At 65.4% G+C, this 24,993-nt stretch carries 29 protein-coding genes, 3 tRNA genes and 2 pseudogenes; 11 read left to right on the forward strand and 23 right to left on the reverse strand.

Annotated elements, in window-relative coordinates; translation table 11 throughout:
- Nucleotides 1-8: 8 nt before the first annotated feature.
- From ppk1 to ACT6SE_RS03105, 4 genes are all read right to left on the reverse strand, one after another.
- Nucleotides 9-2,096 carry a polyphosphate kinase 1 gene (gene ppk1 / locus ACT6SE_RS03090; protein WP_046429123.1) on the reverse strand — a complete coding sequence of 696 codons (2,088 nt, stop codon included), beginning with the start codon at nt 2,094-2,096 and terminating at the stop codon, nt 9-11.
- 4 nt (nt 2,097-2,100) lie between these two features.
- Nucleotides 2,101-3,432 (reverse strand): phosphate regulon sensor histidine kinase PhoR, encoded by a 1,332-nt coding sequence (gene phoR / locus ACT6SE_RS03095; protein WP_046429124.1) that lies wholly within the window; start codon nt 3,430-3,432, stop codon nt 2,101-2,103.
- 106 nt (nt 3,433-3,538) lie between these two features.
- Nucleotides 3,539-4,228, reverse strand: a complete 690-nt coding sequence (phoB, locus tag ACT6SE_RS03100) for a phosphate regulon transcriptional regulator PhoB (protein ID WP_005408258.1) — start codon at nt 4,226-4,228, stop codon at nt 3,539-3,541.
- 116 nt (nt 4,229-4,344) lie between these two features.
- Entirely contained in the window at nt 4,345-6,045 is a 1,701-nt protein-coding gene (locus ACT6SE_RS03105) for a M48 family metalloprotease (RefSeq protein WP_169410554.1), read from the reverse strand.
- Between the two features lie 88 nt (nt 6,046-6,133).
- Here ACT6SE_RS03105 and grxC point away from each other — a divergent pair, with 88 nt between their 5' ends.
- The 6 genes from grxC to ACT6SE_RS03135 all read left to right on the forward strand — a co-directional run bounded on the left by grxC (nt 6,134) and on the right by ACT6SE_RS03135 (nt 10,871).
- Complete coding sequence (gene grxC / locus ACT6SE_RS03110; protein ID WP_004154541.1) at nt 6,134-6,424, forward strand: glutaredoxin 3; 291 nt, start codon at nt 6,134-6,136, stop codon at nt 6,422-6,424.
- Nucleotides 6,421-6,813 (forward strand): carboxymuconolactone decarboxylase family protein, encoded by a 393-nt coding sequence (locus ACT6SE_RS03115; RefSeq protein WP_004154542.1) that lies wholly within the window; start codon nt 6,421-6,423, stop codon nt 6,811-6,813. The genes grxC and ACT6SE_RS03115 overlap by 4 nt, the downstream gene beginning before the upstream one ends.
- Nucleotides 6,814-7,135: 322 nt before the next feature.
- On the forward strand, nt 7,136-8,140 hold the full coding sequence (locus ACT6SE_RS03120) for an isocitrate dehydrogenase (RefSeq protein WP_014036138.1): 1,005 nt from the start codon (nt 7,136-7,138) through the stop codon (nt 8,138-8,140).
- Between the two features lie 247 nt (nt 8,141-8,387).
- Nucleotides 8,388-9,131 carry a cysteine hydrolase family protein gene (locus ACT6SE_RS03125; RefSeq protein WP_014646091.1) on the forward strand — a complete coding sequence of 248 codons (744 nt, stop codon included), beginning with the start codon at nt 8,388-8,390 and terminating at the stop codon, nt 9,129-9,131.
- A gap of 53 nt (nt 9,132-9,184) precedes the next feature.
- The gene (locus ACT6SE_RS03130; protein ID WP_046429126.1) at nt 9,185-10,093 is read left to right on the forward strand and encodes a LysR family transcriptional regulator; all 909 of its coding nucleotides are present in this window, start codon (nt 9,185-9,187) and stop codon (nt 10,091-10,093) included.
- Nucleotides 10,094-10,118: 25 nt separating this feature from the next.
- Nucleotides 10,119-10,871: a sulfite exporter TauE/SafE family protein gene (locus ACT6SE_RS03135; RefSeq protein WP_444811161.1), complete on the forward strand. Its 753-nt coding sequence runs from the start codon at nt 10,119-10,121 to the stop codon at nt 10,869-10,871.
- Nucleotides 10,872-10,882: 11 nt separating this feature from the next.
- On the opposite strand, the gene ACT6SE_RS03140 is transcribed toward ACT6SE_RS03135, so the two are convergent.
- Together ACT6SE_RS03140 and ACT6SE_RS03145 are read right to left on the reverse strand one after the other, a co-directional pair.
- Nucleotides 10,883-11,503: a flavin reductase family protein gene (locus ACT6SE_RS03140; protein WP_014646094.1), complete on the reverse strand. Its 621-nt coding sequence runs from the start codon at nt 11,501-11,503 to the stop codon at nt 10,883-10,885.
- Nucleotides 11,504-11,592: 89 nt separating this feature from the next.
- Nucleotides 11,593-12,351, reverse strand: coding sequence for a Bax inhibitor-1/YccA family protein (locus ACT6SE_RS03145; protein ID WP_014646095.1), 759 nt, complete (start codon nt 12,349-12,351; stop codon nt 11,593-11,595).
- Between the two features lie 180 nt (nt 12,352-12,531).
- On the opposite strand from ACT6SE_RS03145, the gene ACT6SE_RS03150 reads away from it, so the two are divergent.
- From ACT6SE_RS03150 to ACT6SE_RS03160, 3 genes are all read left to right on the forward strand, one after another.
- A tRNA-Pro gene (locus tag ACT6SE_RS03150) sits at nt 12,532-12,608 on the forward strand.
- Between the two features lie 39 nt (nt 12,609-12,647).
- Nucleotides 12,648-12,724, forward strand: a tRNA-Arg gene (locus tag ACT6SE_RS03155).
- Between the two features lie 174 nt (nt 12,725-12,898).
- Nucleotides 12,899-12,975, forward strand: a tRNA-His gene (locus ACT6SE_RS03160).
- A 62-nt stretch (nt 12,976-13,037) separates the two neighbouring features.
- On the opposite strand, the gene ACT6SE_RS03165 is transcribed toward ACT6SE_RS03160, so the two are convergent.
- The 11 genes from ACT6SE_RS03165 to ACT6SE_RS03215 form a co-directional block, all read right to left on the reverse strand.
- Nucleotides 13,038-14,276: a tyrosine-type recombinase/integrase gene (locus tag ACT6SE_RS03165; RefSeq protein WP_049397878.1), complete on the reverse strand. Its 1,239-nt coding sequence runs from the start codon at nt 14,274-14,276 to the stop codon at nt 13,038-13,040.
- 65 nt (nt 14,277-14,341) lie between these two features.
- A complete protein-coding gene (locus tag ACT6SE_RS03170; protein WP_005412378.1) occupies nt 14,342-14,716 on the reverse strand; it encodes a hypothetical protein in 375 nt (124 codons plus the stop codon).
- Nucleotides 14,717-15,455: 739 nt separating this feature from the next.
- Entirely contained in the window at nt 15,456-15,596 is a 141-nt protein-coding gene (locus ACT6SE_RS03175; protein ID WP_005412379.1) for a hypothetical protein, read from the reverse strand.
- 241 nt (nt 15,597-15,837) lie between these two features.
- Entirely contained in the window at nt 15,838-16,458 is a 621-nt protein-coding gene (locus ACT6SE_RS03180) for an antirestriction protein ArdA (protein WP_049397877.1), read from the reverse strand.
- Between the two features lie 63 nt (nt 16,459-16,521).
- On the reverse strand, nt 16,522-16,782 hold the full coding sequence (locus ACT6SE_RS03185; protein WP_032961791.1) for a hypothetical protein: 261 nt from the start codon (nt 16,780-16,782) through the stop codon (nt 16,522-16,524).
- Complete coding sequence (locus ACT6SE_RS03190) at nt 16,779-16,937, reverse strand: hypothetical protein (RefSeq protein WP_153643621.1); 159 nt, start codon at nt 16,935-16,937, stop codon at nt 16,779-16,781. The genes ACT6SE_RS03185 and ACT6SE_RS03190 overlap by 4 nt, the downstream gene beginning before the upstream one ends.
- 20 nt (nt 16,938-16,957) lie before the next feature.
- The gene (locus ACT6SE_RS03195; RefSeq protein WP_049397875.1) at nt 16,958-17,383 is read right to left on the reverse strand and encodes a hypothetical protein; all 426 of its coding nucleotides are present in this window, start codon (nt 17,381-17,383) and stop codon (nt 16,958-16,960) included.
- Nucleotides 17,383-17,706 (reverse strand): hypothetical protein, encoded by a 324-nt coding sequence (locus ACT6SE_RS03200; RefSeq protein WP_049397874.1) that lies wholly within the window; start codon nt 17,704-17,706, stop codon nt 17,383-17,385. The genes ACT6SE_RS03195 and ACT6SE_RS03200 overlap by 1 nt, the downstream gene beginning before the upstream one ends.
- Before the next feature lie 52 nt (nt 17,707-17,758).
- Nucleotides 17,759-18,358: a DNA polymerase III subunit beta family protein gene (locus ACT6SE_RS03205; protein ID WP_049397873.1), complete on the reverse strand. Its 600-nt coding sequence runs from the start codon at nt 18,356-18,358 to the stop codon at nt 17,759-17,761.
- Between the two features lie 64 nt (nt 18,359-18,422).
- Nucleotides 18,423-18,593, reverse strand: coding sequence for a hypothetical protein (locus ACT6SE_RS03210; RefSeq protein WP_004154558.1), 171 nt, complete (start codon nt 18,591-18,593; stop codon nt 18,423-18,425).
- 68 nt (nt 18,594-18,661) lie between these two features.
- The gene (locus tag ACT6SE_RS03215; RefSeq protein ID WP_153643622.1) at nt 18,662-18,823 is read right to left on the reverse strand and encodes a hypothetical protein; all 162 of its coding nucleotides are present in this window, start codon (nt 18,821-18,823) and stop codon (nt 18,662-18,664) included.
- 945 nt (nt 18,824-19,768) lie between these two features.
- Between ACT6SE_RS03215 and ACT6SE_RS03220 the strand changes: the two are divergent.
- Nucleotides 19,769-20,196, forward strand: a pseudogene (locus tag ACT6SE_RS03220) (transposase); the annotation flags it as partial.
- Nucleotides 20,197-20,201: 5 nt separating this feature from the next.
- On the opposite strand, the gene ACT6SE_RS03225 reads toward ACT6SE_RS03220, so the two are convergent.
- A protein-coding gene (locus ACT6SE_RS03225; RefSeq protein ID WP_087944427.1) for an IS3-like element ISStma5 family transposase occupies nt 20,202-21,358 on the reverse strand; the annotation gives its coding sequence in 2 pieces (ribosomal slippage) (nt 20,202-21,118 and nt 21,118-21,358; 1,158 coding nt in all).
- Between the two features lie 62 nt (nt 21,359-21,420).
- On the opposite strand from ACT6SE_RS03225, the pseudogene ACT6SE_RS03230 reads away from it, so the two are divergent.
- Nucleotides 21,421-22,137, forward strand: a pseudogene (locus tag ACT6SE_RS03230) (IS3-like element ISStma9 family transposase); the annotation flags it as partial.
- Nucleotides 22,138-22,163: 26 nt separating this feature from the next.
- Here ACT6SE_RS03230 and ACT6SE_RS03235 read toward each other — a convergent pair.
- The 5 genes from ACT6SE_RS03235 to ACT6SE_RS03255 are packed head-to-tail and all read right to left on the reverse strand — an operon-like array spanning nt 22,164 to nt 24,990.
- Nucleotides 22,164-22,574 carry a lysozyme gene (locus ACT6SE_RS03235; RefSeq protein WP_219627573.1) on the reverse strand — a complete coding sequence of 137 codons (411 nt, stop codon included), beginning with the start codon at nt 22,572-22,574 and terminating at the stop codon, nt 22,164-22,166.
- Between the two features lie 32 nt (nt 22,575-22,606).
- The gene (locus ACT6SE_RS03240) at nt 22,607-22,798 is read right to left on the reverse strand and encodes an LPXTG cell wall anchor domain-containing protein (RefSeq protein WP_049434054.1); all 192 of its coding nucleotides are present in this window, start codon (nt 22,796-22,798) and stop codon (nt 22,607-22,609) included.
- A gap of 8 nt (nt 22,799-22,806) precedes the next feature.
- Nucleotides 22,807-24,471, reverse strand: a complete 1,665-nt coding sequence (gene terL / locus ACT6SE_RS03245; protein WP_223846474.1) for a phage terminase large subunit — start codon at nt 24,469-24,471, stop codon at nt 22,807-22,809.
- A gap of 8 nt (nt 24,472-24,479) precedes the next feature.
- Nucleotides 24,480-24,704: a hypothetical protein gene (locus tag ACT6SE_RS03250; protein ID WP_005412392.1), complete on the reverse strand. Its 225-nt coding sequence runs from the start codon at nt 24,702-24,704 to the stop codon at nt 24,480-24,482.
- 16 nt (nt 24,705-24,720) lie between these two features.
- Nucleotides 24,721-24,990 carry a hypothetical protein gene (locus ACT6SE_RS03255; protein WP_005412393.1) on the reverse strand — a complete coding sequence of 90 codons (270 nt, stop codon included), beginning with the start codon at nt 24,988-24,990 and terminating at the stop codon, nt 24,721-24,723.
- Nucleotides 24,991-24,993: the final 3 nt, after the last annotated feature.

Raw genomic sequence — 24,993 nt, forward strand, 5'->3', positions numbered from 1 at the left:
GGGCAGGACTACAGCCCCTGCATCAATGCCATCTGCGCAGAATGCGGGGCTTCGTCGTGCGCCGGCGCACGCTTGTGGTAGAGGCCGTCGGCGTCCAGTTCCCAGGCGTTGAGGTTGTCGTCCAGGTAGTTCTGCAGGACCTCGCGGTACACCCGCTTGGCCAGTTCCGGATCGAGGATCGGGAAGCAGGTCTCGACCCGGCGCAGCAGGTTGCGTTCCAGCCAGTCGGCGCTGGCGCAGTACATCTCCGGCGCGCCGTCGTTGCCGAACCAGTAGACGCGGCTGTGCTCCAGGAAGCGGCCGACGATCGAGCGCACGCGGATGTTGTCCGAGACACCCGGAACGCCCGGACGCAGGGTGCAGGCGCCACGGATGATCAGGTCGATCTGCACGCCGGCCTGCGACGCGGCGTACAGCGCGCGCACCACCTGCGGTTCGTTCAACGCGTTCATCTTGGCGATGATCCGCGCTGGGCGGCCGGCGGCGGCGATGCGCGTCTCGCGCTCGATACGGCCGAGGATGCCGGTGTGCAGGGTGAAGGGCGACTGCAGCAGGCGCTTGAGCTTCATCTTCGAGGCCAGCCCGGACAGCTGCTGGAACAACAGGTGCACGTCATTGCCGATGTCCGGATCGGCGGTGATCAGGCTGATGTCGGTGTACGCGCGGGCAGTGCCGCTGTGGTAGTTGCCGGTGCCCAGGTGCACGTAGCGGCGCAGCTTGCGGCCTTCGCGGCGCACGATCAGCAGCATCTTGGCGTGGGTCTTGTAGCCGACCACGCCGTACACCACCTGCACCCCGGCCTCCTGCAGGCGATCGGCCAGGCCCAGGTTGGCCTCTTCGTCGAAGCGCGCACGCAGTTCGACCACTACAGTCACATCCTTGCCGTTGCGCGCGGCCTGGATCAGTGCGTCGACGATCAGCGAATCCTTGCCGGTGCGGTACAGCGTCTGCTTGATCGCCAGCACGTTGGGATCGATCGCCGCCTGCCGGATCAGGTCCAGCACCGCGGTGAAGGCATCGAACGGGTGGTGCAGCAGCAGGTCCTGGCGCGCCGTGGTCTCGAAGATGCCGTCGCTGTCGCGCAGCGTGCGCGGGGTCATCGGCGGGTACTTCAGGTCTGGCTGCGCGATCAGGTCGTACAGCTGAATGATGCGGTTGAGGTTGACCGGGCCGTCGATGCGGTACACCGCGTTCTCGGTCAGGCCGAAATTCTGCAGCAGCGTGCGCACGATCTCGCGCGGCATGTCGTGGGCGATCTCCAGGCGCACCGCCGGCCGGTAGCCGCGGTCGACCAGTTCGTCGCGCAGCGCCAGCGCCAGGTTCTCCACTTCCTCCTCGTCCACCACCAGCTCGGAGTTGCGGGTGACACGGAACTGGTAGGCACCCTGGACTTCCATGCCCGGGAACAGCTCATCGACGAAGGTCGACAGCACCGAGGACAGGAACACGAAGTTCTGCGATCCGCCGAGCTTCTCCGGCAGCTGGATGATGCGCGGCAGCGAGCGCGGCGCACGCACGATCGCCAGGTGGCCGGCGCGGCCGAACGCATCGGTGCCCTTCAGCACCACCACGATGTTCAGCGACTTGTTGAGGATCTTCGGGAACGGGTGCACCGGGTCCAGGCCCAGCGGCGACAGCACCGGCATGATCTCGTTGCGGAAGTAGGCGCGCAGCCAGCGCCTCTGGCGGTCGGTCCAGGAATGGCGACCGAGCACGCCGATGCCGGCCTCCATCAGCGCCGGGCGCAGCGTCTCGTTCCAGCAGCGGTACTGCTGGTCCACCAGCTCCGCAGCGCGGTCATGGATGGCGTTGAGGATGGCCTGCGGGCTCATGCCGTCCGGCGCCGGCGGCAGGCCGAATTCCTGCGCGTGGCGCACGGCGGCGGCACGGATCTCGAAGAACTCGTCGAGGTTGGTGCAGGAAATGCACATGAAGCGCAGGCGCTCCAGCAGCGGCACCTGCGGGTCCATGGCCTGCGCCAGCACGCGGAAGTTGAAATCCAGCTGCGACAGCTCGCGGTTGATGTACAGCGACGGGTCGCGCAACGGATCGTTGTCCGGGCTCACGGGGAGGGGGAGGGATCCGAGGCTGCTCATGGCGTCATTCTTCGATGGAGGTCAGGGGGGCGGACTCGCGCGGGCGCACGTGGTCGGCATCGAAATGGCAGGAGAACACCGAGCCCTTGCCGACTTCGCTTTCAATCTCCAGCCGTGCGTGGTGCAGGCCGAGGATGTGCTTGACGATGGACAGGCCCAGCCCGGTGCCGCCGCTCTCGCGCGAGCGGCTGCTGGACACACGGTAGAAACGTTCGGTCAGGCGCGGCAGGTGGGTGGCGGGAATGCCGTAGCCGGAATCGCGCACCGCCAGCACGGCGCCGTCGCCTTCGCGGCGGAACTCCACCGCAATGCGGCCCCCGGCCGGGGTATAGCGCACCGCGTTGGTGACCAGGTTGGAGAAGGCACTGTGCAGTTCCTTGTTCGAACCCTGCAGGTCGACACCGGCCAGATCATCGATGCTGATCTGGTGGCGGCCCTGGCTGTGCGCCTCGGCCTCGCGGCGCAGGGTCGCCAGCATCGGCTGCATGGCCACGGTCTCTTCCTCGCTGTGCTCCTGCGATTCCAGCCGCGACAGGGTCAGCAGGTCTTCCACCAGCTGGGCCATGCGCTGGCTCTGCTTGCGCATTTCTTCCAGCATCGGGCCGGTGCCGGGGAAGTCCTCCGGATCCATCATGTCCAGGTAGCCGTGGACCACGGTGAGCGGCGTGCGCAGCTCGTGTGAAACATTGGCCACGAAGTCGCGGCGCACCTGTTCCAGGCGCAGCAGCTTGCTGACGTCGCGGGCGATCAGCAGCCAGTAATCCGACGAATAGGGAATCAGGCGCAGGTTCAGGCGGATCGCCGGATCGACCGGCGAGGGCACGTCCAGGATCGGTTCGGCATTGCGGCCACCGGCCAGCCAGTGGGCCAGCGGCATCGGTTGCAAGCGTTCGACCAGGGCCTCGCCAAGGTCGCCGGGATGGTGCAGGCCGAGCAGGGCGGTGGCCGCTTCGTTGAACCACTGCACGCGCTGGCTGTTGCGGTCCAGCACCACCACTGCGTCGGGCAATGCGGCGGCGGCGGCGCGGTAGCTGCGCAGCATGTCCAGCAGGCGGCGCTTGCGCACGCGCATTTCCACCTGGTTGCGATACAGCAGGCGGTCCAGTTCGTTCCAGACGCCGGTGCCTTCTTCGGCGGTGTCCCAGCGCTGGCGTGCGGTCAGGCGGCGCAGCACGCTGCGCAGCCGCCAGTAATGCCAGGCCAGGGTGGCCAGCGCGCCCAGCGCGATGCACAACCACAGATGGCCCGTGAACCACCCCACCAGTCCGGCGAACAGCAGTACCGCGGCAACGGTGGCCAGGGTCTTCAACCAGGCAGAGCGGATGTGGCGGGGCATTGCGATCTCGTCGTTGAGGTGCGGCGGTTCACTGGGGTGAACCGAGGGTTATAGCAGAGTTGCCGGCACCGGCACCCGCAGGTGCGCGGTGCCGGCACGACGAGACTCAGGTGGCAGTGGAGAACCGGTAGCCGGCGCCGCGCACGGTCTGCACCATGTTCTCGGCGTTGAACGGTTCCAGCGTCTTGCGCAGGCGGCGGATATGCACGTCGATGGTGCGCTCCTCCACGTACACGCTGCCACCCCATACATGGTCCAGCAGCTGCGCGCGGGTGTAGACGCGCTCCGGATGGGTCATGAAGAAGTGCAGCAGGCGGTATTCGGTCGGGCCGATCGGCACCGGCTGGTCGTTGGCGAACACGCGATGGGCGGCGCCGTCGATGCGGATCGGGCCGACTGCCACGCTGCCGTCCTCGTCGTCCTCGCGGGCACGGCGCATCACCGCACGGATGCGCGCCAGCAGTTCGCGCGCCGAGAACGGCTTGACCACGTAGTCGTCGACGCCGGCTTCCAGGCCACCGACGCGGTCGTTCTCTTCGCCGCGGGCGGTCAGCATGATGATCGGCACTTCGCGGGTCAGCGTTTCCTTGCGCCAGCGACGGGCCAGGTCCAGGCCGCTGGTGCCGGGCAGCATCCAGTCCAGCAGGATCAGGTCCGGAACGCGGTCGGCGATCGCGGTCTGGGCCTCCCGGGCATCGCCGGCGTGGACCGGTTCGTAATCGCCCTTGCGAAGGGCGAAGGCGACCATTTCACGGATCGCGGGCTCGTCATCGACGATCAGGATGCGTTTCTGCACGAGGACACCGTAGGGCTCGGTTACTGGAGTGGTGCCAGTAGACTACGGTTTGATGACATGTTTGTGACTGCCCGGCCGGAACCGGCCTGGATTGCCATCGGCCGGTCATGCAGCGCTCAGCGCCGGTCCAGGTCCGGGTCCTGCACGCCCTGGCGGCGCAGCTCCAGCACGGTCGGGGTGATCGCTTCGATGCGGGCATCGACCCGCGCGCGGCCAATGTAATCCAGCGCCGGGTTGCGCTTGAGCGCCTGCAACTGCAGCAGCGCCTGTTCCGGCCGACCGCTGAGGAAGGCGGCCTCGGCATAGGCCTCGCTGGCACGCACGCTGTCGCCGGCCAGCTCGCTGGCGCGGGCAAAGCGCTGCTGGAAGACCGGATCGTTACCGCTTTGCGACAACAGGGGGCGCAGCATCGCCTGCGCGCGCTGGCCAGCCTCGCGGTTGCCCTGTTCGTTCAGGATCTCGGCATAGGTCAGCGCCACCGGGCGGCTGTTGGGGTGTTCGCGAAGCAGCTGCTCGAAGCGGCTGTTGGCCTGGGCCGCCTGGCCTGCCCGCGATTCCGCTTCGCCCAGGCCCAGCGCCAGCCACAGGTTGCCGGGATGGGTCTGGAGCAGGCCGGCCAGGGTCTGCCGGGCCTGGCCGGCGCCGGCACGGCCACCGCGCATGACCGCCAGCGCCTGGCCATAGCGCTGCGCATCGTTGAGACCGTCCTTCTGCCGCTTGGCCAGGTCGGCATACTCGCGTTCCAGCTCGGGGGTGGAATCCGCGCTGAGCACGCGCAGGCGCTCACGTGCCCAGTCGAAGTCGCCGCTGGCGCCACGGTTGAGCTGGCCGATCGGGAGGCGCAGCACACTGCTGGGCAGCAGCGGGTTGTTGCCGCGCAGCAGCGGCTCGCCCAGGCTGGGATCGGCCGGGTCCACCCGCTCCTTGCGCTCGCCGGTGGGGGTGCTGGTGGTCAGCAGCACCGTATCCTTCTTCATCTGCTCGGCGCGGGCCTTGGCTTCGCTGATGCGGGTGATGTTGACCGGGTGGGTGCGCAGGAACTCGGGCACGCTGTAGCCCCCTTCGTTGCCACGCATGGCCGCCGACATCCGTTCGAAGAAGCCGGCCATGGCATCCACGTCGTAGCCGCTGCGCGACAGGGTGCGGATGCCGAGGCGGTCGGCCTCGGACTCGTTGGAGCGGGTGTAGTTGATCTGCCGTTGCTGCATCAGGCCCATGCCCGAGCTGATCGCGGCCATCGTCGCGTTGCCGGACGACGTGCTGTTGCTGGCCTGGGCGGCCACCACCGCTGCCAGCATGCCCAGCAGGATCGGGATCTGGTCACGCTGGGCGCGCTCGACGCCGCGCAGCACATGCTGCTGGGTGACGTGGGCGATTTCGTGGGACAGCACCGCAGCGACCTCGTCCTCGCGCTCGGCGGTCAGCACCAGGCCGGCATTGACCCCGATGTAGCCGCCCAGCGTGGCGAACGCGTTGATCTGGCGGTCGTTCATCACGAAGAAGGTGTACGGCTGCCGCGGCTGGTCACTGTTGGAGCCGAGCCGGGTGCCCATGGTCTGCAGCCAGTCGTTGACCAGCGGATCTTCCAGCAGGTAGCCGTAGTTGCGCAGCTCGCGCAACATCATCGCGCCGTACTCGGCCTGGCGGGCCGGGGTCAGCAGCTCGCCGGCCGAGGAGCCGATGTCGGGCAGCTTCTCCTGGGCCTGGGCCAGCGGCATGGCCAGGGCCAGGGTGACGGCGGTAGTCAGCAGCAGGGCTCGCAAGCAGGAGTTCCTCGGGCGGGGCGCGCCAAGCGTGGCAGGGCGGGGGGCAACCATTCGTTAATCCACAGTGTTGCGGCCGTGGCGTGGAAATTCCAGCGCACCGGTACCATATGTAGACCGTCGATCCATCGTGGAGTTTCCCGTGACAGCCCAGACCGCCGGCGGTGCCCCCGCCATCACCATCTATTCCACCGCCGTCTGCCCGTACTGCGTGGCCGCCAAGAACTTCCTGAAGAGCAAGGGCCAGCAGTGGACCGAGGTCCGCATCGACCTGGACCCGGCCGAGCGCGAGAAGATGATGGCGCTGACCCGCCGCACCAGCGTGCCGCAGATCTTCGTCGGCGACGTCCATGTCGGCGGCTACGACGACATGATGGCCCTGCACCGTGAAGGCAAGCTCGAGCCGCTGCTGGCCGGGCAGGGCCAGGCATGAGCGCGGCCGACGACGGCAGCAAGGACCGCATCGCCGAGTTCACCGAGTTCCGCAAGCGCATGAACGAGCGGATCCTGGGTGAGCCGAACCAGGTGGTGCGCCGCTTCTTCGCGCTGGACACGCAGACCTACCAGGCCGGCGCGCTGGACGTGAAGACCAAGGAGCTGCTGGGCCTGGTGGCCTCGATGGTGCTGCGCTGCGACGACTGCATCAGCTATCACGTGGCCCAGTGCAAGGACGCCGGCGTGACCCGCGAGGAGTTCTTCGAGACCTTCTCGGTCGGCCTGGTGGTGGGCGGATCGATCGTGATCCCGCACCTGCGCCGCGCGGTCGACTTCCTCGACCAGCTTGAAGGTGGCGCCGCCGCCCCGGCAGCGCACGAGCACTGAGGGGCGTGCCGGCCGCTGGCCGGTATTCCCTGAATCCGGCATGGCCGGGGTTGCCGGCCAGCGGCCGGCACTACCGCACCCGCGAGGGGCCTTCCCACGATCCAACAGCCCAGGAGCCCCCTTGTTGTTCAAGGGGGCGCGCCGACAGGCGCGGGGATAAGGCGGAATGCGCGGGCAATTCTGCCTGGGCCGGGCACTGGGACCATGGTCTATTTGGGACCTCGGCCCCGGCTCAGGCATAATTGCCAGTGAAACTTCCTTTGCGCCGGCGTTTCCGGGCACGTCCGGACGGCGTTTTTCCCCCTGTTCGGAACATCGATCAATGACGCAGAAAATTACGGTCATCCGCGGCGACGGCATTGGCCCGGAAATCATGGACGCCACCCTGTTCGTGCTCGACCAGCTCAAGACTGGCCTGGAGTACGAAGACGCCGACGCCGGCCTGGTGGCCCTGGAAAAGCACGGCGACCTGATGCCGGCAGTGACCCTGGAATCGATCGCGCGCAACAAGGTCGCGCTGAAGAGCCCGCTGACCACCCCGGTCGGTGGTGGCTTCACCTCGATCAACGTCAGCCTGCGCCGCCACTTCGACCTGTACGCCAACGTGCGTCCGGCCCACACCTTCCCGAACACCAAGTCGCGTTTCGACAACGTCGACCTGATCACCGTCCGTGAGAACACCGAAGGTGCCTACCTGGCCGAAGGCCAGGAAGTGTCGGCCGACGGCGAAACCGCCTTCTCCGGCACCCGCATCACCCGCAAGGGCTCCGAGCGCATCGTGCGCTACGCCTTCGAGCTGGCCAAGAGCACTGGCCGCAAGAAGGTCACTGCCGTGCACAAGGCCAACATCATCAAGTCGACCTCGGGCCTGTTCCTGAACGTCGCCCGTGAAGTCGCCGCACAGTACCCGGAGATCGAGTTCCAGGAAATGATCGTCGATAACTGCTGCATGCAGCTGGTGATGCGTCCGGAACAGTTCGATGTGATCGTCACCACCAACCTGTTCGGCGACATCATCTCCGACCTGTGCGCCGGTCTCGTCGGCGGCCTGGGCCTGGCCCCGGGTGCCAACATCGGCAAGGACGCGGCGATCTTCGAAGCCGTGCACGGCACCGCGCCGGACATCGCCGGCCAGGGCAAGGCCAATCCGTGCGCGCTGCTGCTGGCAGCCGCGCAGATGCTGGACCATGTCGGCCAGCCGGAAAACGCCGAGCGCCTGCGCAAGGCCATCGTGGCGACCATGGAAGCCAAGGATTCGCTGACCGGCGACCTGGGCGGCACCGGCACCACCATGAGCTTTGCCCAGGCCATCGCCAGCCGCCTGTAAGCGGCCGGCCGACCTCGGTTGGATCCACATCGGGGCGCCTTCGGGCGCCCCGTTGCGTTGTGGGCCGGCCCGGTAGATCCACGCCGTGCGTGGATGACGGGGCCTTGGTCCGCAGCCACCCATGGGGTGGCTCTACAGGGGAATTGTCTGTGCGTATATTGCACAGATCATGTGCCGCTAGGCGGCTGGTTCGTGCGCCATGTGCTCCGCATCCTGTGCCCACTTCCCAACGCACTGGAGCTCGAACATGAACCTCACCGCCTTCGGCCTGGCCAGCCTGATCGGCATGGCCACCACCGCCCCGGTCGCCGCCGCCGAGCCGGCCCATCCCACCATCCGCCACATGGCTGGCGCGCCGGTCGCGACCTCGCTGGATGCGGCAAAGACCGCCGTGCTGGTCATCGACTTCCAGAATGAGTACTTCGATGCCACGGCCGCACCGGGCTTTGCCGGTGGCCGCATGGTCATTCCCGATGGCGTGGCCGCGCTGCGGCAGGCGAAGCGGGTGGTCGAATTCGCCGATGCTCATGGCATCCGCGTGATCCATGTGCAGCACGTGCTGCCGGCGGGTGCGCCGCTGTTCGCACAGGGCAGCGTCAATGCTGCCTTCCATCGCGACCTGCAGCCGCGCCAGGGCGAGACCGTGGTGCAGAAGGACAATGTCAGCGTGTTCGCCGGCGCGTCCTCCACCGTGCTCGACCCGCTGCTGAAGAACGCCGGCATCGACACCCTGATCGTCACCGGCCTGCAGACCCATGCCTGCGTGGCTGGTGCCGCGCGCGACGCGGCGGCCGCACCCCGTGGTTACCGGGTGATCGTCTCGTCCGATGCCAGCGCCAGCCGTGACCTGGACCTGGCTGGCGGCCGGCGCATCGGCCATCGCACGCTGCATGAAGCCGCTCTGGCCCAGATCGAGGACGCCTTCGGCGATGTCATGACGACTGACGCGATCCTGGCACTGCCGGTGCGCAAGGCCGGCGACGGCGCTTGATAAGCTGGCGGGGCCCGCATGCCGCGGGCTCCGCCACGTGGAGCTGCCCGCCGATGGATCACTTCGCTGCCCTGCGTGCACTGCGCGCCATCGTCGATGCGGGCAGCTTCACCGCGGCAGCCGAGCGCCTCGGTACCACCCACTCGGCGATGTCGCGGCAACTGCGGCAGCTGGAAGAACACCTGCAGGTGCGCCTGCTCGATCGCAACAGCCGCCGGCTGTCGTTGACCGAGGCCGGGCGCGACTACTACCGTGAGGCGGCAACGCTGCTGGACCGCCTGCAGGAAGCCGACGACCGTGCCCGTGCCGGGCAGGCGCAGCCCAGTGGAAGCGTGCGGATCAGCGTGCCGCAGGTGGTGGCCAGCCAGGAGCTGCCGCACTGGCTGCCGTCATTCCTGCAGCGTTACCCCCAGGTCACGCTGGACCTGTCGGCCGATGACCAGCTGGTCGATGTGGTCGGTGGTAGTTTCGACCTGGCCCTGCGCATCGCGGCTTCACTGCCGGACAGCCAGCTGGTCGCGCGCGAGCTGGCCAGCTGCCCGCGCATCCTGGTCGCCGCACCGGCCTACCTGGCACACCACGGACTGCCGCGGCAGGCAGCGGACCTGGCTCATCACACGCTACTGGGTTTCAGTCCCACGCCAGCACTGCCGCCCTGGCAGTTGCAGGGGCCGCGCGGCGCAACCGCGAGCATCGAAGCCGGGCAGCGCCTGCGCGTGGATGCCACGCCCGCACTGTACGCCGCCGCGCTGGCCGGCATGGGCATCAGCCTGTTCACCGCCTTCACCGTGCAGGAGGATCTGCGCGCCGGTCGTTTGATCCGCGTGCTGCCGGCCTGGCATGCGGGCCAGCGACGCTACTTCGCGCTGTACCCGCATGCACGTGCACTGGCGCCCAAGGTGCGTGCGCTGGTCGAGCATCTCGCGGCGCACTACGCTGCACAGGTGAGCGCGGCAGGGTAGTCGCGCGGTTGCAGCCGGGGTGATGATGGAGTCGGTGTATCTGCTGGTCGCGCTTGGCGCGATCGTCGCCGGATTCGTACAGGGCCTGTCCGGTTTCGCCTTCGGGATGGTAGCGATGTCGTTCTGGGCATGGGGGCTGGAGCCGCGACTGGCCGCTGCGCTGTCGGTGTTCGGCGCGCTGGTCGGTCAGCTGGTGGCCGTGTTCACCGTGCGGCGTGGCTTCAACCTGCGCCTGCTGCTGCCGTTCGTGCTGGGCGGCCTGGCGGGCATTCCGCTCGGCGTGATGGTACTGCCACACCTGGACATGGACTGGTTCAAGGCGCTGCTGGGCGGCTTCCTTGCGCTGTGGTGCCCGGTGATGCTGATGGCGCGATCATTGCCGCCGATCCGCGTGGGTGGTCGTATCGGTGACGCGATCGCCGGCATGGCAGGTGGGGTGCTCAGCGGCATCGGCGGTTTCGCCGGACCGGTGCCGACGGTGTGGAGCACGCTGCGTGGCTTCGGCAGGGACGAGCAGCGCGCGGTCATCCAGAACTTCAACCTGGCGATGCTGGCAGTGACCATGGCCACCTATGTCGGCAGCGGCCTGGTGAGCCGGCAGATGCTGCCGTACTTCGCCATCGTGGCGCCGGCGATGCTGGTGCCGACCCTGCTGGGTGCGCGCGTCTACATCGGCATCAGCGAGGCGCGCTTCCGGCAGATCGTACTGAGCCTGTTGACCGCGTCGGGCATCGCATTGCTGGCGTCGTCGATGCCGGCGCTGCTGGCGCGGTCGTAACCGGTTGAACGTCAGGTCGGGCGGAACATGCGGAAGCGCTGTCCGGCACCGATGCGGAAGTAGTCGGCAGGCCCGCCGCCGCGCAGGATCGGGGCCGCCGCAGCGGTGTCGTAGATGCCATCGACCAGCAGCCGTTCATCGATATGCACCGTCACCACTTCGCCCAGCACCAGCCAGCCGTTGGTGTCCTGGCCGGCGGCATCGCGCAGGCGGACGATCTGCGTGCAGCGGCATTCCATGCTTACCGGGCTCTGTGCCACGCGGGGCGGTGTGACCTGCGTTGAGGCCAGTGGCGTCAGGCCGGCAAGGACGAACTCGTCGACATCCGGCGCGACCGCACGGCAGCTTTCGTTCATCGCCTCGGCCAGGTCGAAGGTGGCCAGGTTCCACACGAATTCACCGGTGGCTTCAATGTTGCGCAGCGAGTCTTTGCGGCCCTGGCTGGAGAAGCCGATGATCGGCGGGGTGTAGTTGAAGGCGTTGAAGAAGCTGTAGGGCGCCAGGTTCAACGTGCCCTGTGCGTCGCGGCTGGAAATCCAGCCGATCGGGCGCGGGCCGATGATGGCGTTGAACGGGTCATGCGGCAGACGGTGGCCCTCTGCCGGGCGGTAGCTGTGGAAGGTGTCGGGCATGGGGGCAGGGGACGTGTGGGCTTGCTCGACTCTACAAAAAAGCCGCGACCCTTGCGGATCGCGGCTTGTCTCTCTCGGCGTGGCTGGACTCAGCGCTGCTGGATCTTCGACAGCAGGCGCAGGAACTCCACATACAGCCAGACCAGGGTCACCATCAGGCCGAATGCGCCATACCACTCCATGTACTTCGGCGCGCGCTGGGCCACGCCGGTTTCGATGAAGTCGAAATCCAGCACCAGGTTCAGCGCCGCCACGACCACCACGAACAGGCTGAAGGCGATGCCCAGCCAGCTGGAGTCGTGGATCACCGGCACGTTGATGTTGAAGAAGCCCAGCACGAACGAGGCCAGGTAGAGCAGGGCGATGCCGCCGGTGGCGGCGACCACGCCCAACTTGAAGTTCTCGGTGGCCTTGATCACGCCGCTGCGGTACGCGAACAGCAGCGCAAACAGGGTGCCGAAGGTCAGCAGCACGGCCTGGAACACGATGCCCGGGAACTTGGCGTTGAACAGGGCCGAGATGGCGCCGAGGAACACGCCTTCCACCAGCGCATACATCGGCGCGGTGACCGGCGACCATTCCTTCTTGAAGATGGTGATCAGCGCCAGCACCAGGCCGCCGATGGCGCCGCCCATGGCATACAACCTGGCTCCGGCCATGACCTGGCCGTAGTCGTCGATGGTCTGGTTCCAGGCGAAAGCGGCCGTCAGCACGGTCAACAGCAGCAGGAAACCGGTCTTGTTGACGGTGCCGTTGAGGGTCATTGCCTGGTCGGGGCTGGTCACCACCGAACCGCTGGCGAGGTCGAGGAAGGTCGACTCGGAAAGAGCCGGGTTGCCGCTGCGCATGCGTGTTCTCCGTGCGAATGAGGGTCAGGACGGCCATCCGGCCGATGGGCGTGAGCATAGCCGATGACTGCTTTCGGCGTTGTGGCAGGCCGCGGAACTGCGCGTCCTTCGTTGACAGTTCCCAACGCGCTTGGCGACAATGACCAACTCCCCGGGCCTGACCCGAGGGGATTGCAAGACCGGGGTATAGCGCAGTCTGGTAGCGCGCCTGCTTTGGGAGCAGGATGTCGGGGGTTCGAATCCCTCTACCCCGACCAATCCCACGTCACGTCGGATTGGACACCGTTCCGGTTCGGGCGCCCGTAGCTCAACTGGATAGAGCACCGGCCTTCTAAGCCGGCGGTTACAGGTTCGATTCCTGTCGGGCGCGCCATTGGCGGGACAGCGGGATCGCATCGGCGGATGTGAAGAAGTGCTTGCAAAAGCGTAAAGACTCCACCAGAATATCGGACTCGCTTCGGCGGACCGGAACTTCGGTGACAGTCTCCAGGCAAGGTTTCAAGGTTCCAGTGCTGGCGGTATCGGCGGTGGAGCGAAAGTTTCAGTGGTGGCTGTAGCTCAGTTGGTTAGAGTACCGGATTGTGATTCCGGTGGTCGGGGGTTCGAATCCCCTCAGCCACCCCACTGTTTTCTTACTACCGTCGCTAAGTTACTGAAAAGTAAGCTGGCGACGGTCAGTTTTGGTACTACAATCCCTCGTTGGCAATCAATCCCTGTCTCGGAACGTCACCTGTGGGCGTCACCTGCGGCGCAGCCCGCAATTGCTCCAGCGCAGACTTGCCGATGAGCGCCTGTTCGGCCAGCACCTTCGCGTAGGTCTCCGACGTGGTGCGGATGTCCCGATGCCCCAGCCACTCCTGCACGAGCTTGATGTTGCCGGTCGCCAGCAGCAGCCGGGTGGCGCAGGTGTGCCGCAGCGAGTGGATCACGCACTCCTTCTCCTTGGCGAGATGCGTCCCCTTTCGCGCACGATTCCAGAGCTTGTTGGCGCGGGTCTTGTTGAGCGTGGAGAAGGGGCCGGTCTGCTCCTTGCCTGCCGCCCTGCGCCGCCGCTGGACCACTTCCGAGGCGCGGGAGGTCAACGGGATGGTGCGCTGCCGGCCGCCTTTCAGTTCCCCGTGACGCCAGAAGCGAACGGCGGTCGGCGGGGTTCCCACCAGGTCGCTCCAGCGCAGGTTGAATGCCTGGCTCAGGCGGCAGCCCACGTCGGCCAGGAACACGAACAGGTCGTGGTAGTCCTTACCGTCGCGCGTCCGCGGCCGACCGCCGTACTCGGGGTCGGGCAGGATGTCCCACGCGAGCACGCGGGAGAGGATCAGCTCCTCGTCCTCAATGGTCAGGGTGAACTGGCGCGCGTTGTCGCGCTCGTCGCTCGGCCGGTACTCCGGGATGGCGGCCAGCATGCGCCCGGCCTTCGCCTCGCGGCGCAGGACGGCCATCAGGGCGTGCATCTTGCGGTTGATGGTCGCCGGAGCAGCTCCCTCGGCCTCCATCTTGGTCACCATCGCGTCCACTGCGGCCTGGGTGATGTCGTTGATGGGCGTGTCCTCGCCCAGGAAGCCCTGGACGATCTTGCAGTTGGTGCGGACGGTCTCGATGGACTTGAGCTTGCCCCAAAAGTTGCGGTCGTCCAGGGCGTCATCCATCGCGTCCTTGAGGGTGCGCTGCCGGGCCTTGGCTTTCGCCACGGCCATCTGCGCCGACCGGGACTTGCCCCGGATGAGTTCGCGCAGCACGTCCTCGGAAACGTCGGGGTCGTCGCGCAGGGCGTCGAGGACCGCCTGCTCCTTGCGCTCGGCTGCCACGCGGTCGCGGGTGCCGGTGGACAAGCGCACGCGCCGGTATCCCTCCTGCACGTCGAGCATGTAGTAGCGCTTATCGGGCGCACCCGGCTTGGGCGCGGTCCCTTTGAGGCGAAGGGCCATGTGTATCTCCAAAAATGAAAAGGCCCGCACTAGGCGGGCCTCGGGGCACAACGGGGTGTTGGGGGTTAGGCGGCTGCGACGCGCGCCGTCACCTTGCGGTTGACACGTTCTGCGAGCGAAGCCAGCCAGTGCAGCGCCTTGGTCGTCGGGAAGATCAGGTTGCGCTTGCGGTAGGCGGGATCAGGGCGCTGCTCCAGGAAGTCAGGCCCCGGCTCGCGGTTACGCTTGATAGACGACAGGTCGAGCACATTGCGGCTCACTGCGGAGGGAGAGAGTCCGCCGAGGACGCGCTCAAGGTCCACCTGCTGAATGCCCGGCTCGTCCACAACGGCGAGTAGGGTGAGGATGCGGGTGGCGGTGATGTCCTCGTCGATCTCTTCCCGGAAGGCTGACAGTGCGGTTGTGAGAATGGCCGTCAGTTCTTTCTGCGAGAGATTCATGGTGCGCTCATTTTCCGTAAGGGGATGGTTCCCCCTTGGGAAACCATCAGGGTCTATCTTGGAGCCGCAATGTAAGGATTACAAGGCCCAAGCCAATGTTGATGGCATTCTTGCCAATTTTGTCCATCCAGAAACCACGCTGCCAGGGCGTGGGGGAGGGGTCGATTCCGATCTCATATCCAAAGGCTTTCACGAACAGGTCCAGGTACTTCTGCCCTGCGAAGGGGCCGTCCTGTCCCCTGCTCACGGCGTTGTAATGCGCCGCCACCCCCGGCTGCGCTCCACAAAAAGGTCTTACGTTTCAGTGTTTTAAGAACGGTAGTGCCAGCATCGCCGCCAGGGTCACAATGGCCCCGACCACGGATGCAAAAAACAGTCCTTGCCCTACGCGGACTACCGCGCTGGCTATTGTCCGTCTCACCGTACTCATAGACTGAGAACGCCCCCCTGGTCGTCTGCGGATGCGCAGCCCGACAGCATGACGCTGCCGTCGGGCAGACTACAGGCCACAATGATGGCGCGTCCGTAGGAATCAAGTACCACGGGAGAGATTGATCCCGACTGGTGCAGTGAAGTCATGGCCGCGGGGTCTCCGTTGGGGCCGCGGGTGGGACCGGATACGACACCCGCCAGCCACAGTCCTCGGGGACGACCGAGAACTGGACGCGCTCGTTGAGTAGGCCGAGCATCGCGCGGAGAGCGCCGCGCTTCTCGTTATGGTCGAAATTGATGGTCCGAATCATTCGGGCACCTCGTAGGTCCGTTCATGCAGGACCAAAACCTCCCGCTCGAATACCAAGAACGGGCCGAACTGGTGGACGCGGAGGGCCACGTTGACGATCACCAGGGTCGAGTTTGCGGTGAAATCTGCGTTACGCATATGTAAGTCTCCTGTTATGCAAGTGCTACAAATGGAACAATGAGTGCCAAATATCGAGATTGGCCTTATGATTAGGGCTGAAGGGCGTGATCGCCACTCCCGACCCCAAGGACCATTCGATGATTGACCCCCGCGTAGAAGTCGCCATTACGGCCCTTCACCTAGTCGTATGGGTGTGGACTAGCTCGGTGCCGGCGCATCGCACATACCTGTATTGGCGCAGGGTCTTGCGGAAGCGGCGTTAGCGGCTCCAGAAGTAGAAGCCGCTCACCTCAAACGCGTCACCGTTGAGCCGAATGTCGCGGCCATAGCTCTCGTAGTCGAAGTAGCGGGAGAGGGCGTCGGGCACGTCGTGAAGAAGCCTCGATTCGTCCACATAGTTCTCGGCAAAGTCGGCCCAGCTATCGAACTGGCCCGCGTAGGCTTCGTGGAACTGCTCCACGGTCACATCGTCGAGGCCCTCGTGGTCGCAGAAGGCCGTGTAGGCGGCGCGTTCGGTGTCGTTGTGCAACTCGTCCAGCCGCTCTTGCAATGCGCACAGCTTGTCCAGGTCGGGGTGCTCGCCCCAGGTATCCCCGAACACGTCGTCGTAGTCGTGGACGGCCCACTCCTCGGCGCTGGCGACCTTGCCGCTTCCGCCACACGCCGTGCATTCCGCCCCGCCGAATACTCGGGGGACGTATGTGGTTCCAGTACCGCCGCAATCCGGGCAATCAACGGTCACGTTCGGGTGCGGCGACTCGCGCAGGATGCGGGCAATCTCATCGCGCACGTCGTCGGCGTCGCGTCCCTCCAAGTTGATCCACTCGCCGTGCAGGACGCCAGCGTTATATGAGGCAAGGCAGGCAACGTATATTTGCATGGTGTGCTCCAGAAATGCGAAGGCCCGCACTAGGCGGGCCTCGGGATCAGCGGTGGTTGTCGGTCAGTGCGCCCAATCGGGCTTGACGTTCAGCAGGTAGGCGGCGGCCACTGCGCGGGCGGTGTCTTCGTCGGCCACGTCGGCAATCCACCACCAGCGGTCCTTACCAGCCCAGCGGTAGACGCCCCAAAACTGCGCGGCCATCGGTGCGCAAGGCTCGACGCTTCCATCGAACTCTTGGCGGGGACCGTAGGAGACCGATCGGTCGCCCAGGGTGACCAGCTTGTCACCGGCAGGTACAGCCAGCTCGTTGTCGTTGCTCATTGCGACAGGCCCTTTGCGTGCTCAATGGCGCGATCCAGCGCGCCGGGGATGTTGTGAAAAATGCCGTGGCGTGTCGAGTGCGTGAGGCCGATTTTGTAGACCTCAAAATGGTTCGGCCCCTTGCGCAGCACCCACGCTTTTTCGGTCTCGAACATGATGTCCTCCTCGCGGTAGCTCATGCGAAGCGGCCCATCTCGGCTTGGATCATTTCGCGTGCCTGCCGCTCAGCATCGGCGAGTTCGCAGCGATTCTTGGGGCGTTCGGCAAGCCACGCACCCAACGGTTCCGCGATCTCGTAGCCAAAGACGCCGGGATAGCCGTCAGGGGTGCAAAGCTCCTCGAACAGCTTGTGAAGCATCCGGGCCACATTGGTCAGGAACTCGCCCACTTCGATGGTCACAGGCACGTCAGCCAACTGCCACCCTGCCGCAAGCAACGCAAGGTCGATGGGGTCGAAGTCGGTATCCCTGATTGCCCGGTTGACCACGGTGGCGAACTCCTCGGCTTGCTGCGGCGTCATCGCGGTCGCCGCCAGTTGTTCGTGATAGCGCCCCGGCTGTGCCAGGAACACGTTGCGGGTTCCGTAGGTGCGCAGTTCCATCACAGCACTCCCAGCCCGCGCAGCACCGGCATCACCAGCGCGTTGGTCTCGTCGTTGTCGCTCCAGTCGCTCGCGGCGTCGTTCCCGTTCTCCCAAATCAGGAGCACAAACCCCGCCTTTGTTGCGTCCGGGCGGTAGAACCGCAGGTGATCGTGGTCGGTAGAGGCGAGGGCCTCCAACACTTCTTGCCGGTCGCGGCTGTGCCGCACCGTGGTTTCTTCGCCGTCGTAGACGCCGAGCGAGTAACCAGCGGCGAGGGCGGCATCCACCAGCGCCACGGCTATGCGCTTCGCGCTCTCAGGGGCGTACTTGTCGAGGTTCATGGCTTTCTCCGGGCAACAAAAAAGCCGCCTAGCGGCGGCTAATGGGTTCGGGTTAAGCGCGGAGCGCGTCGCTGCACAGGGCTTCCGGGTATGACGAGTCGCGCATTGGCATGACGATCAAAGACGCGCACCTGATGCTCGGATCGGTGATGCCGCCAATACCGAACATGGCCGCCACGTCGCCGCCAGTCACCGGAATCAGTGAAGTGGCCTTGCCGCCGAATGCCTTGCGAATTACACCGGCCGCCTTCACTACGCCTTCGAGGACGGCAGGCGCGAATCCGGACAGCTTGAGTTCGTTCGGCTTGGACACCGCAGCACGCCAGTCCGGGTAGGTTCCATCAACGGCAGCAAACTCAATGGCCTGGCCTCCGCGCTCCGCCTTGAACCGGCTGGCATCGCCCACGGCGCTGAAATAGACATCGCCCTTCATCTTGGCGACCAGCTCGCACGCATTGCGCGGCACGATGATCTTGCCAATGTCCCACGGCAGGCTGGTACGCACCACAAGCATGCGGTGGCCGTCTGTAGCAACGATGATCGCACCATCGGCGTGCGACTCAATCAGCACGCCATTCAAGTAGAAGCGAACGTCATTCTTGGGTGCCACATGCAGAGCGGCGGCGATCAGGGCGGAAGGAATTTTGTTCATAGCTTTCTCCGGGCAACAAAAAAGCCGCCTTGCGGCGGCTTCGGTGGATTGGGATAGGGCGCTGTTAGAGGAACAGCTTGGTCAGCGTGACGATGCCAGCCACAAAGGCCGTGGCGACCACCAACGGATACCACCGGGTCTCCATCATCAGCTTGTCGCTCTCGCGGTTGATCTTGCGAATCTCAGCGGTGAGCTTGCGCACTTGCAAGTCCTCCAGTGGTCCATTGGTGCTCATGGTAGCTCCAAAAAAGACCCGCCGTCACACGTCGGCGGGGTGTGGAAAACCGGGTTGACGAAAGGGGATCAGATGACAACGGGGGAGGGACAAGGCGCAACTTGGGTGCGGTTCCTGTTCGCCTGGCGCTCCCGCTCGTTGAGTCGGGCGCGGTGCTCGCGGATGCCGCGGCGGATGCAACCGGCCACGTAGTAGTCGCGGGCGGTCATATCAAACGGGATCATCGTCATGGGTTGCTCTCCAGTGAATCGGACCATCAAAACGCCCCATCACAACGGTAGGGACGCTTTGGCGGTCAGACTCATGCTTGTAAGGCATGGAATCTGACCGTCGCCAGCTTCCGGGAGCGCCTCCAGCTCGCCTAGGAATCCCGTACAGATGGCCCCGCTCTTTCTGGCGGTGACCCGGTATCCGTGGCGGCCTTCATCGGCCCTTACACTTCCCGGCGCGGCTAGTGTTCCCAGCTCCCCGCGTTCTGCCGTGGGCGGCGCTCCTGCCTGCCCCTTTCCTACTGTCCCGACCGCACCCTGCGACCGTTGTTCGATGGTGGGCATTATGCCCGTTTGTTCCCGGTTTGTCAATCACTCCCGGTAGTGGGAGGATTGAGCCGGACGTTACCTGCGGTGCGCTCAGGGGCCTTTGGGGCTAGTCCTCAGTGCTGGCGGGATAAGCTCTAGGTGCTGTCGATCCATCGGTCGCACGTCTGTCGCCGCCTTTTCCGCTGCCGCCGTGCTGCTGGCGACGGGTATAGATTAGATCAATCCCCGCATGGCTGTCAATACCCCGATGGCAACGATTTTTGGATGGTCGCAGGGAGCGCCTAGCGCGCGCGTGGGGAGCTTCTATAGGCGGGGCGGTAGGGATGCCCGTGGCGGGCCTTGCGTGGGCCGTGGCGGCGCATTGGCTGGCCGTGGTGGGCGGCAGGTGGGCATAGGCTGGGGCAGGGTGCGCCGAGGTGGTAGGCAGGTGTGCCGAGGTGGTGCCGAGGTGGACGCGTGGCGGTCAGGGCAAAAAGACAGATAGGGACAGACAGAGGCGCGAACATTTGAGCGCGGATGTCCGCAGGTTGCCCAGGTATCGCATGGGATTGCCTAGGCACTGGATACCTAATCTGAATCGCCCAGGGTTCCGTAGACACCTCGCAGCCATAAACTATGGCTTAGGCGGAGGTGGTTATGAGCACGAAGCGGTACACCGATGAGTTCAAGATCGAGGCGGTCCGACAGATCGTTGAGTACGGCCGTCCGGTAGCGGAGGTTGCCGAGCGACTGGGCGTGTCGATCCATAGTCTTTACGGCTGGAAGCGGCAACAAGGCAAAGGCGATGTTGGCCGGCGTGTCGAGCAGGACCAGAACGCGGAAGTGCGCCGCCTCAAGGCTGAGCTACGCAGGGTCACTGAAGAGCGAGACATCCTAAAAAAAGCCGCCGCGTACTTTGCAAAGGGGTAAGAGCAAAGTACGCCTTCATGAAGCAACACGCAGATGAGTTCGGCCTCGCGGCGATGTGTCGGATGCTTGGCGTCCATCGCAGTGGCTACTACGCCTGGCTAAAAGAGCCGGCAAGCGCTCGCGACAAGGACGATCAGCGGTTGCTCGGCCTAATCGGGTTCTACCCCGAAATCACGGACGGTTGTAAAAGGGCTGAGAACTTCTGGTCTTGCCTGGCGACCCTTCGTCGCATCCTCGGGTTGTGGAACCGCTCGATGTATTCGAACACATCCGCCCTCGCGGCATCGAGCGTTGGGTAGGTCATGCGGTAGACCCGCTCGCGCTTGAGCAGGCCGAAGAAGCCTTCGCACGCGGCGTTGTCACCGCAGTGGCCCACCGCGCTCATCGAGCACACCAAGCCGTTGGCCGCCAGGTAACGCTGGTAGTCGCCGCTTCGGAACTGGCTGCCACGGTCGGAGTGCAGGATCAGTGGATGGCTGCCTTGGCGCTGCCAGACCGCCATCTGCACGGCCCTGATCACCATCTGACGATCCTGACGATGATGCATTGACCACCCCACCACCCGCTGGTCAAACAGGTCCAGCACGATGCACAGATACAGCTTGCCTTGCCGGGTCTTGAGCTCGGTGATGTCGGTGACCCACCTGGTCTCCGGCTCCAACGCGGTGAAGTCCCGCTCCAGCAGGTTGCGCACACCCGGCGGCGTCAGCGCCGGCTTGCCGCGCTGGCCTCGCCGCTTCGGTCGCGGCCAACCCTGCAGGCCATCGGTCGCCATCAGACGCGCCACCCGGTTCAGGCTCGCCGTCTCGCCTTCCTCGGCAAGGTCTTCATGCATCCGGCCGGCGCCCAATGTGCCCCGGCTGTCCTCATGCAACTCACGGATCCGGCCGAGCAAGCGCTGGTTGTCGCGCTCCCGGGCACTGGGCAAGCGCTTACTCCAGTCGTAGTAACCGCTGGCCGAGACCCGCAGGCAACGACACATCAGTCGCACTGGAAACTCATCGCGGCAACGTTCGATCACCTGATACCTCAGGATGATCCCTTGGCAAAGAACGTCGCCGCTTCTCGCAAAAAATCCCGCTCCTTCTTCACCCGGGCCAGCTCGCGCTTGAGCCGCGCCAGTTCCTCGTCCCGGGGCGTCCCGGTGCCACCGAAGGCCACCTGGCCCCGGCTCTGGGCCTCCCGCTTCCAGCGGGTCAGCAATGCATCCCGGATCCCCAGCTCCCGGGCCACCTGGGCACAGCTGACGCCCGGCTGGCTGGCCTGCTCAACCGCACCGCGCTTGAACTCGGTGCTGAACTTCCTTCGCTTCGACATGAACACTCCTCATGGCCTTGATCGGCCTTCTCGTAAGTGTCCGTGAAAACGGGGGTGAACCCATCAAGCACAGCTGGCTGGAAAGCGGCTCTGTGTATGGCCACCGCAAAGTGACCACAGATCTGCGCGAGCTTGGCGAGACGTGTAGTCGTCATCGCGTGGCACGCTTGATGAAGAGCGAGGGGCTGCGGGCAATGGTCGGCTACGGTCGGCGACCACGCCCATTGAGCGGCCCTGTTGGATCAGTCGCCAAGAACGTTCTGGCTCGCGGCTTCAAAGTCAGTGAGCCAAATCGCGCGTGGGTCACGGACATCACCTACATCCGCACGTACGACGGCTTCCTGTACTTGGCGGTAGTGCTTGATCTGTTTTCGCGTCAGGTCGTTGGATGGGCAACCCGACCAACTCAACATACGGACCTGGTTTTGCAGGCGCTATTGGCTGCAGTGTGGCGGCGCAAGCCAAGCCCCGGGCTTCTGCTTCACTCCGACCAGGGAACCCAGTTCACCAGCGAAGACTGGCAGAGCTTCCTGCGCGAGCACGACATCGTGTGCAGCATGAGTCGACGAGGAAACTGCCATGACAACGCAGCGATGGAGAGCTTCTTCCAGCTACTGAAGCGGGAGCGTATTAAGCGGAGGATCTACAGCAATCACGACGAGGCACGGGCCGACGTCTTCCAGTACATCGAGATGTTCTACAACCCAAAACGGCGGCACAGTTCCAACGACGGGCTGTCCCCGGTAGAGTTCGAGAAGCAGTACGCACTAAACGGCTGACGACTGTCTAGAAAACCCTGGGCGATTCACTTGGAGTTCCAGAGTTTGACTTCCGCCTCGCGGCGGTCGATGAGGCCGGGCAGGTCCGTCAGCACGCCCTTGACGCGACCCTTGGTCCATCGGCGGAGCTGTGCGGGCACCGCCGCGTAGTCGCCCGCGTTGAGCACGCGGAGCAGGGTGGAGCTGGCGAAGTTGCCCTCGCCGAGGTTGAACACGAAGTCGATCAGAGCGGCTTCCTGCGGCGCGCTGAGGGGCACGCGCACGTATCGACGGACGACCGTAGCGGCCTTGGAGAGGTCAGCCTCCAGCAGCTCCACAGCGCGTTCCTCGGTGATGCGGAGGCCGGGCTTCACGTCACTGCCGGTGTGGCCGTAGCCGATGGTCCACTTGTCTGCGGGGCACAGGTAGGCCACCAGGCGCAGACCCTCCGACTTCATCGTCAGAGGGCGCGCGAGCTGGACAGCCTGGCTCACACCGGGGCGTAAGGGTTCGACTGGCCGCCCTGGGTGTGGCAGCAGGGAGCGTGGTTGCAGTCGCACGGCGTTACCGGCGCGGGTGCGCTCGGGCCGTCGTTGTCGTCGTCGTTCTTGCGGCGCAGGAACAGGTACAGCAGGGCAGCGGCGGCGAGCGCCATCAGCCACGCAGCGAGCGTGTTGGACATTGGGTCTCCTACAGGATGTCGAGGTAGTTGTCGGGTGACGGCACGCGGCCGGTCACGGACTGGATGAAGGAGGCGTACTCGCGGTCGAGCAGCTCCTCCAGGTAGCGCTGCTCCTCCTTGGACACGTCTCGGGAGAGCTGGTCGGCCCAATACTTCACGGCCATCGCCAGCGCTTCGAGGCGGTCGTCGTGGCGCAGTGCGCCGCGGTCGCGCGTGATGCGCGTCAGCTGGTAGAACAGCTGGTACTTCTGCTCGGACTTCTGATCGGCGCGGATGATCGAGGCATCGACCACCAGGCGATGCTGGTTCAGTACCGGCTCCAGCACGTCGATGATTCGGTTCTCCTTCGAGGTGCCATAGTGCTTCACCTCCTCGATGGAGCACGGGTACACGCGCGCCAGGACGCCGGAGAGCATCTTGGCGAACATGCCGTCGCCGAAGTTGGCCTCAATGAGGACTGCGGAGACCTTCTCGGCGCGCGCGATGTGCGCCAGGGTCTCCAGCGTGTCGTCGTCGTAGCCGCCCTTGGTCGCACCAGCACGGCGCGCGTAGAGCATGCCGCGAAGCATGCCGACGACCGCGTAGCCGGTTTCGTCGCCGCCTCGGCCCGAGGGGTCGATGGCGAGCACCTTGCCGGTGAACTCCTCCATTTCCGAGGCGAGGTACATGGGCCGGTACAGGCGGTCGCCGGTGAAGCCCACGGACGGGATGTCGCTGACGATGTACTCCGGGCCGCTGCTGTAGACCACGCGGATCGGAGCGACCTCGCGGTCCACGTCCATCACGATCAGGTCGGACAGCTTGAGCGGGTACTTCTCGGCGTCGGACAGCGACGCATCGAGCATGAACTGGAGCATGAAGCCGGAGCGTCCGTAGGACGCCTCGCGCTCCATCAAGTCCTCATCGGAGAAGCGGACGCTCTCGCAGTTCTTCCAGGCGAGCTTGGGGTTCGCGTCGAACGCATCGGCGATCATCGGCGCGAGGCGGTCGCCGTACACCTGGCGGTGCTTGGTGTCCTTCGGGTAGCGCGCAGGCCAGATGCGGATGACGTAGCCGCGCTCGGGCAGCTTGTTGTAGAGCGACTCCTCGGTCTGCGGAGTGCCGAGGTAGATGATCTCGCCGCCCGGCTTGAGCACCGCATCGAACTCCTTGACCAGCTCGGCGAGCTTCTCGCGCTGCACGACGGTCATGGAGTTCTTCGGGACTTCGATGTCGTCCGCGATGATGGTGTCGGCGCGGGAGCCGGTGAGCTGGCCGTTGATACCGACCGACTTCACCGAGGGCGACTGATCGGGCTGCGCGGGGCCGACATCGAACGCCAGGTTCGAGTTGCGCTGGTCGGGACGCGGGCGCAGGTGTTGCAGCTCAGGCAGGGTTTCGATCAGGCGCTTGACGAACACCGAGAACGCATCGGCGCGTTCCTTCGATGCCGATACCACCATGATCTTGTGCTGGGGGTCTTTCCAGAGGAGCCAGCAGACGTAGGCGGCCGTCACCCAGGACTTGCCGACGCCGCGGTACGCCATGATGACGCGACGGCGCGGGCCGGTTTTCAGGAACTCGCAGATGTCGTACTGGATCGGAGTGGGGCTTGGTAGCCCCAGCTCCTTCCAGACGTACCAGGCGAAGTTGCGGAAGTCCTCGAAAGGGTGACGAACGTGGAGGCTCGTCATGCCCTCCATCAGTTCAGCCGCCCATCCTCAGCGGGATCGAACGGGAACTCGGACACCTTGTCGGCCAGCTTGCCCAGCGGTGAGCCGGGCGGCGTGGCCGCAACGTCGATGCCGTTGTCCTTGAGAAACTGCCGGGCCACGTTGAGGATCGAGGCCAGGCCCTTCGCGTCCGACTCCATCGAGTCGATGGTGTCGGCGAGCTTGTCCGCGACTGCGGCGTGCAGTCGCTCCAAGGCATCCTTGGGGCGGTCACTTGTTGACGACGCGGTTCAGTACGGTCTCCAGCGCGGACGTGCCGAGCGACGCCAGGATGCACGCGAGCGCGACCTGGGCGACGAAGGAGACGCCGGGGATGAAAATGACGATGGCACCAGCGGCAAGGCCGGTAGCGCCAGAGAGGATTGCGCGGCCGAGCGCCTGCTTCCAGGTGATCGGATCGTTCGACGTGAGCATCTTTGCGATGCCCACGATGAGGCCGACGCCCGCGAGAGCGCCGACCAGCTTCACTTCATCGTGCATTAG

Source organism: Stenotrophomonas sp. LC732 (assembly GCF_052446685.1).
GTDB lineage: Bacteria > Pseudomonadota > Gammaproteobacteria > Xanthomonadales > Xanthomonadaceae > Stenotrophomonas > Stenotrophomonas muris.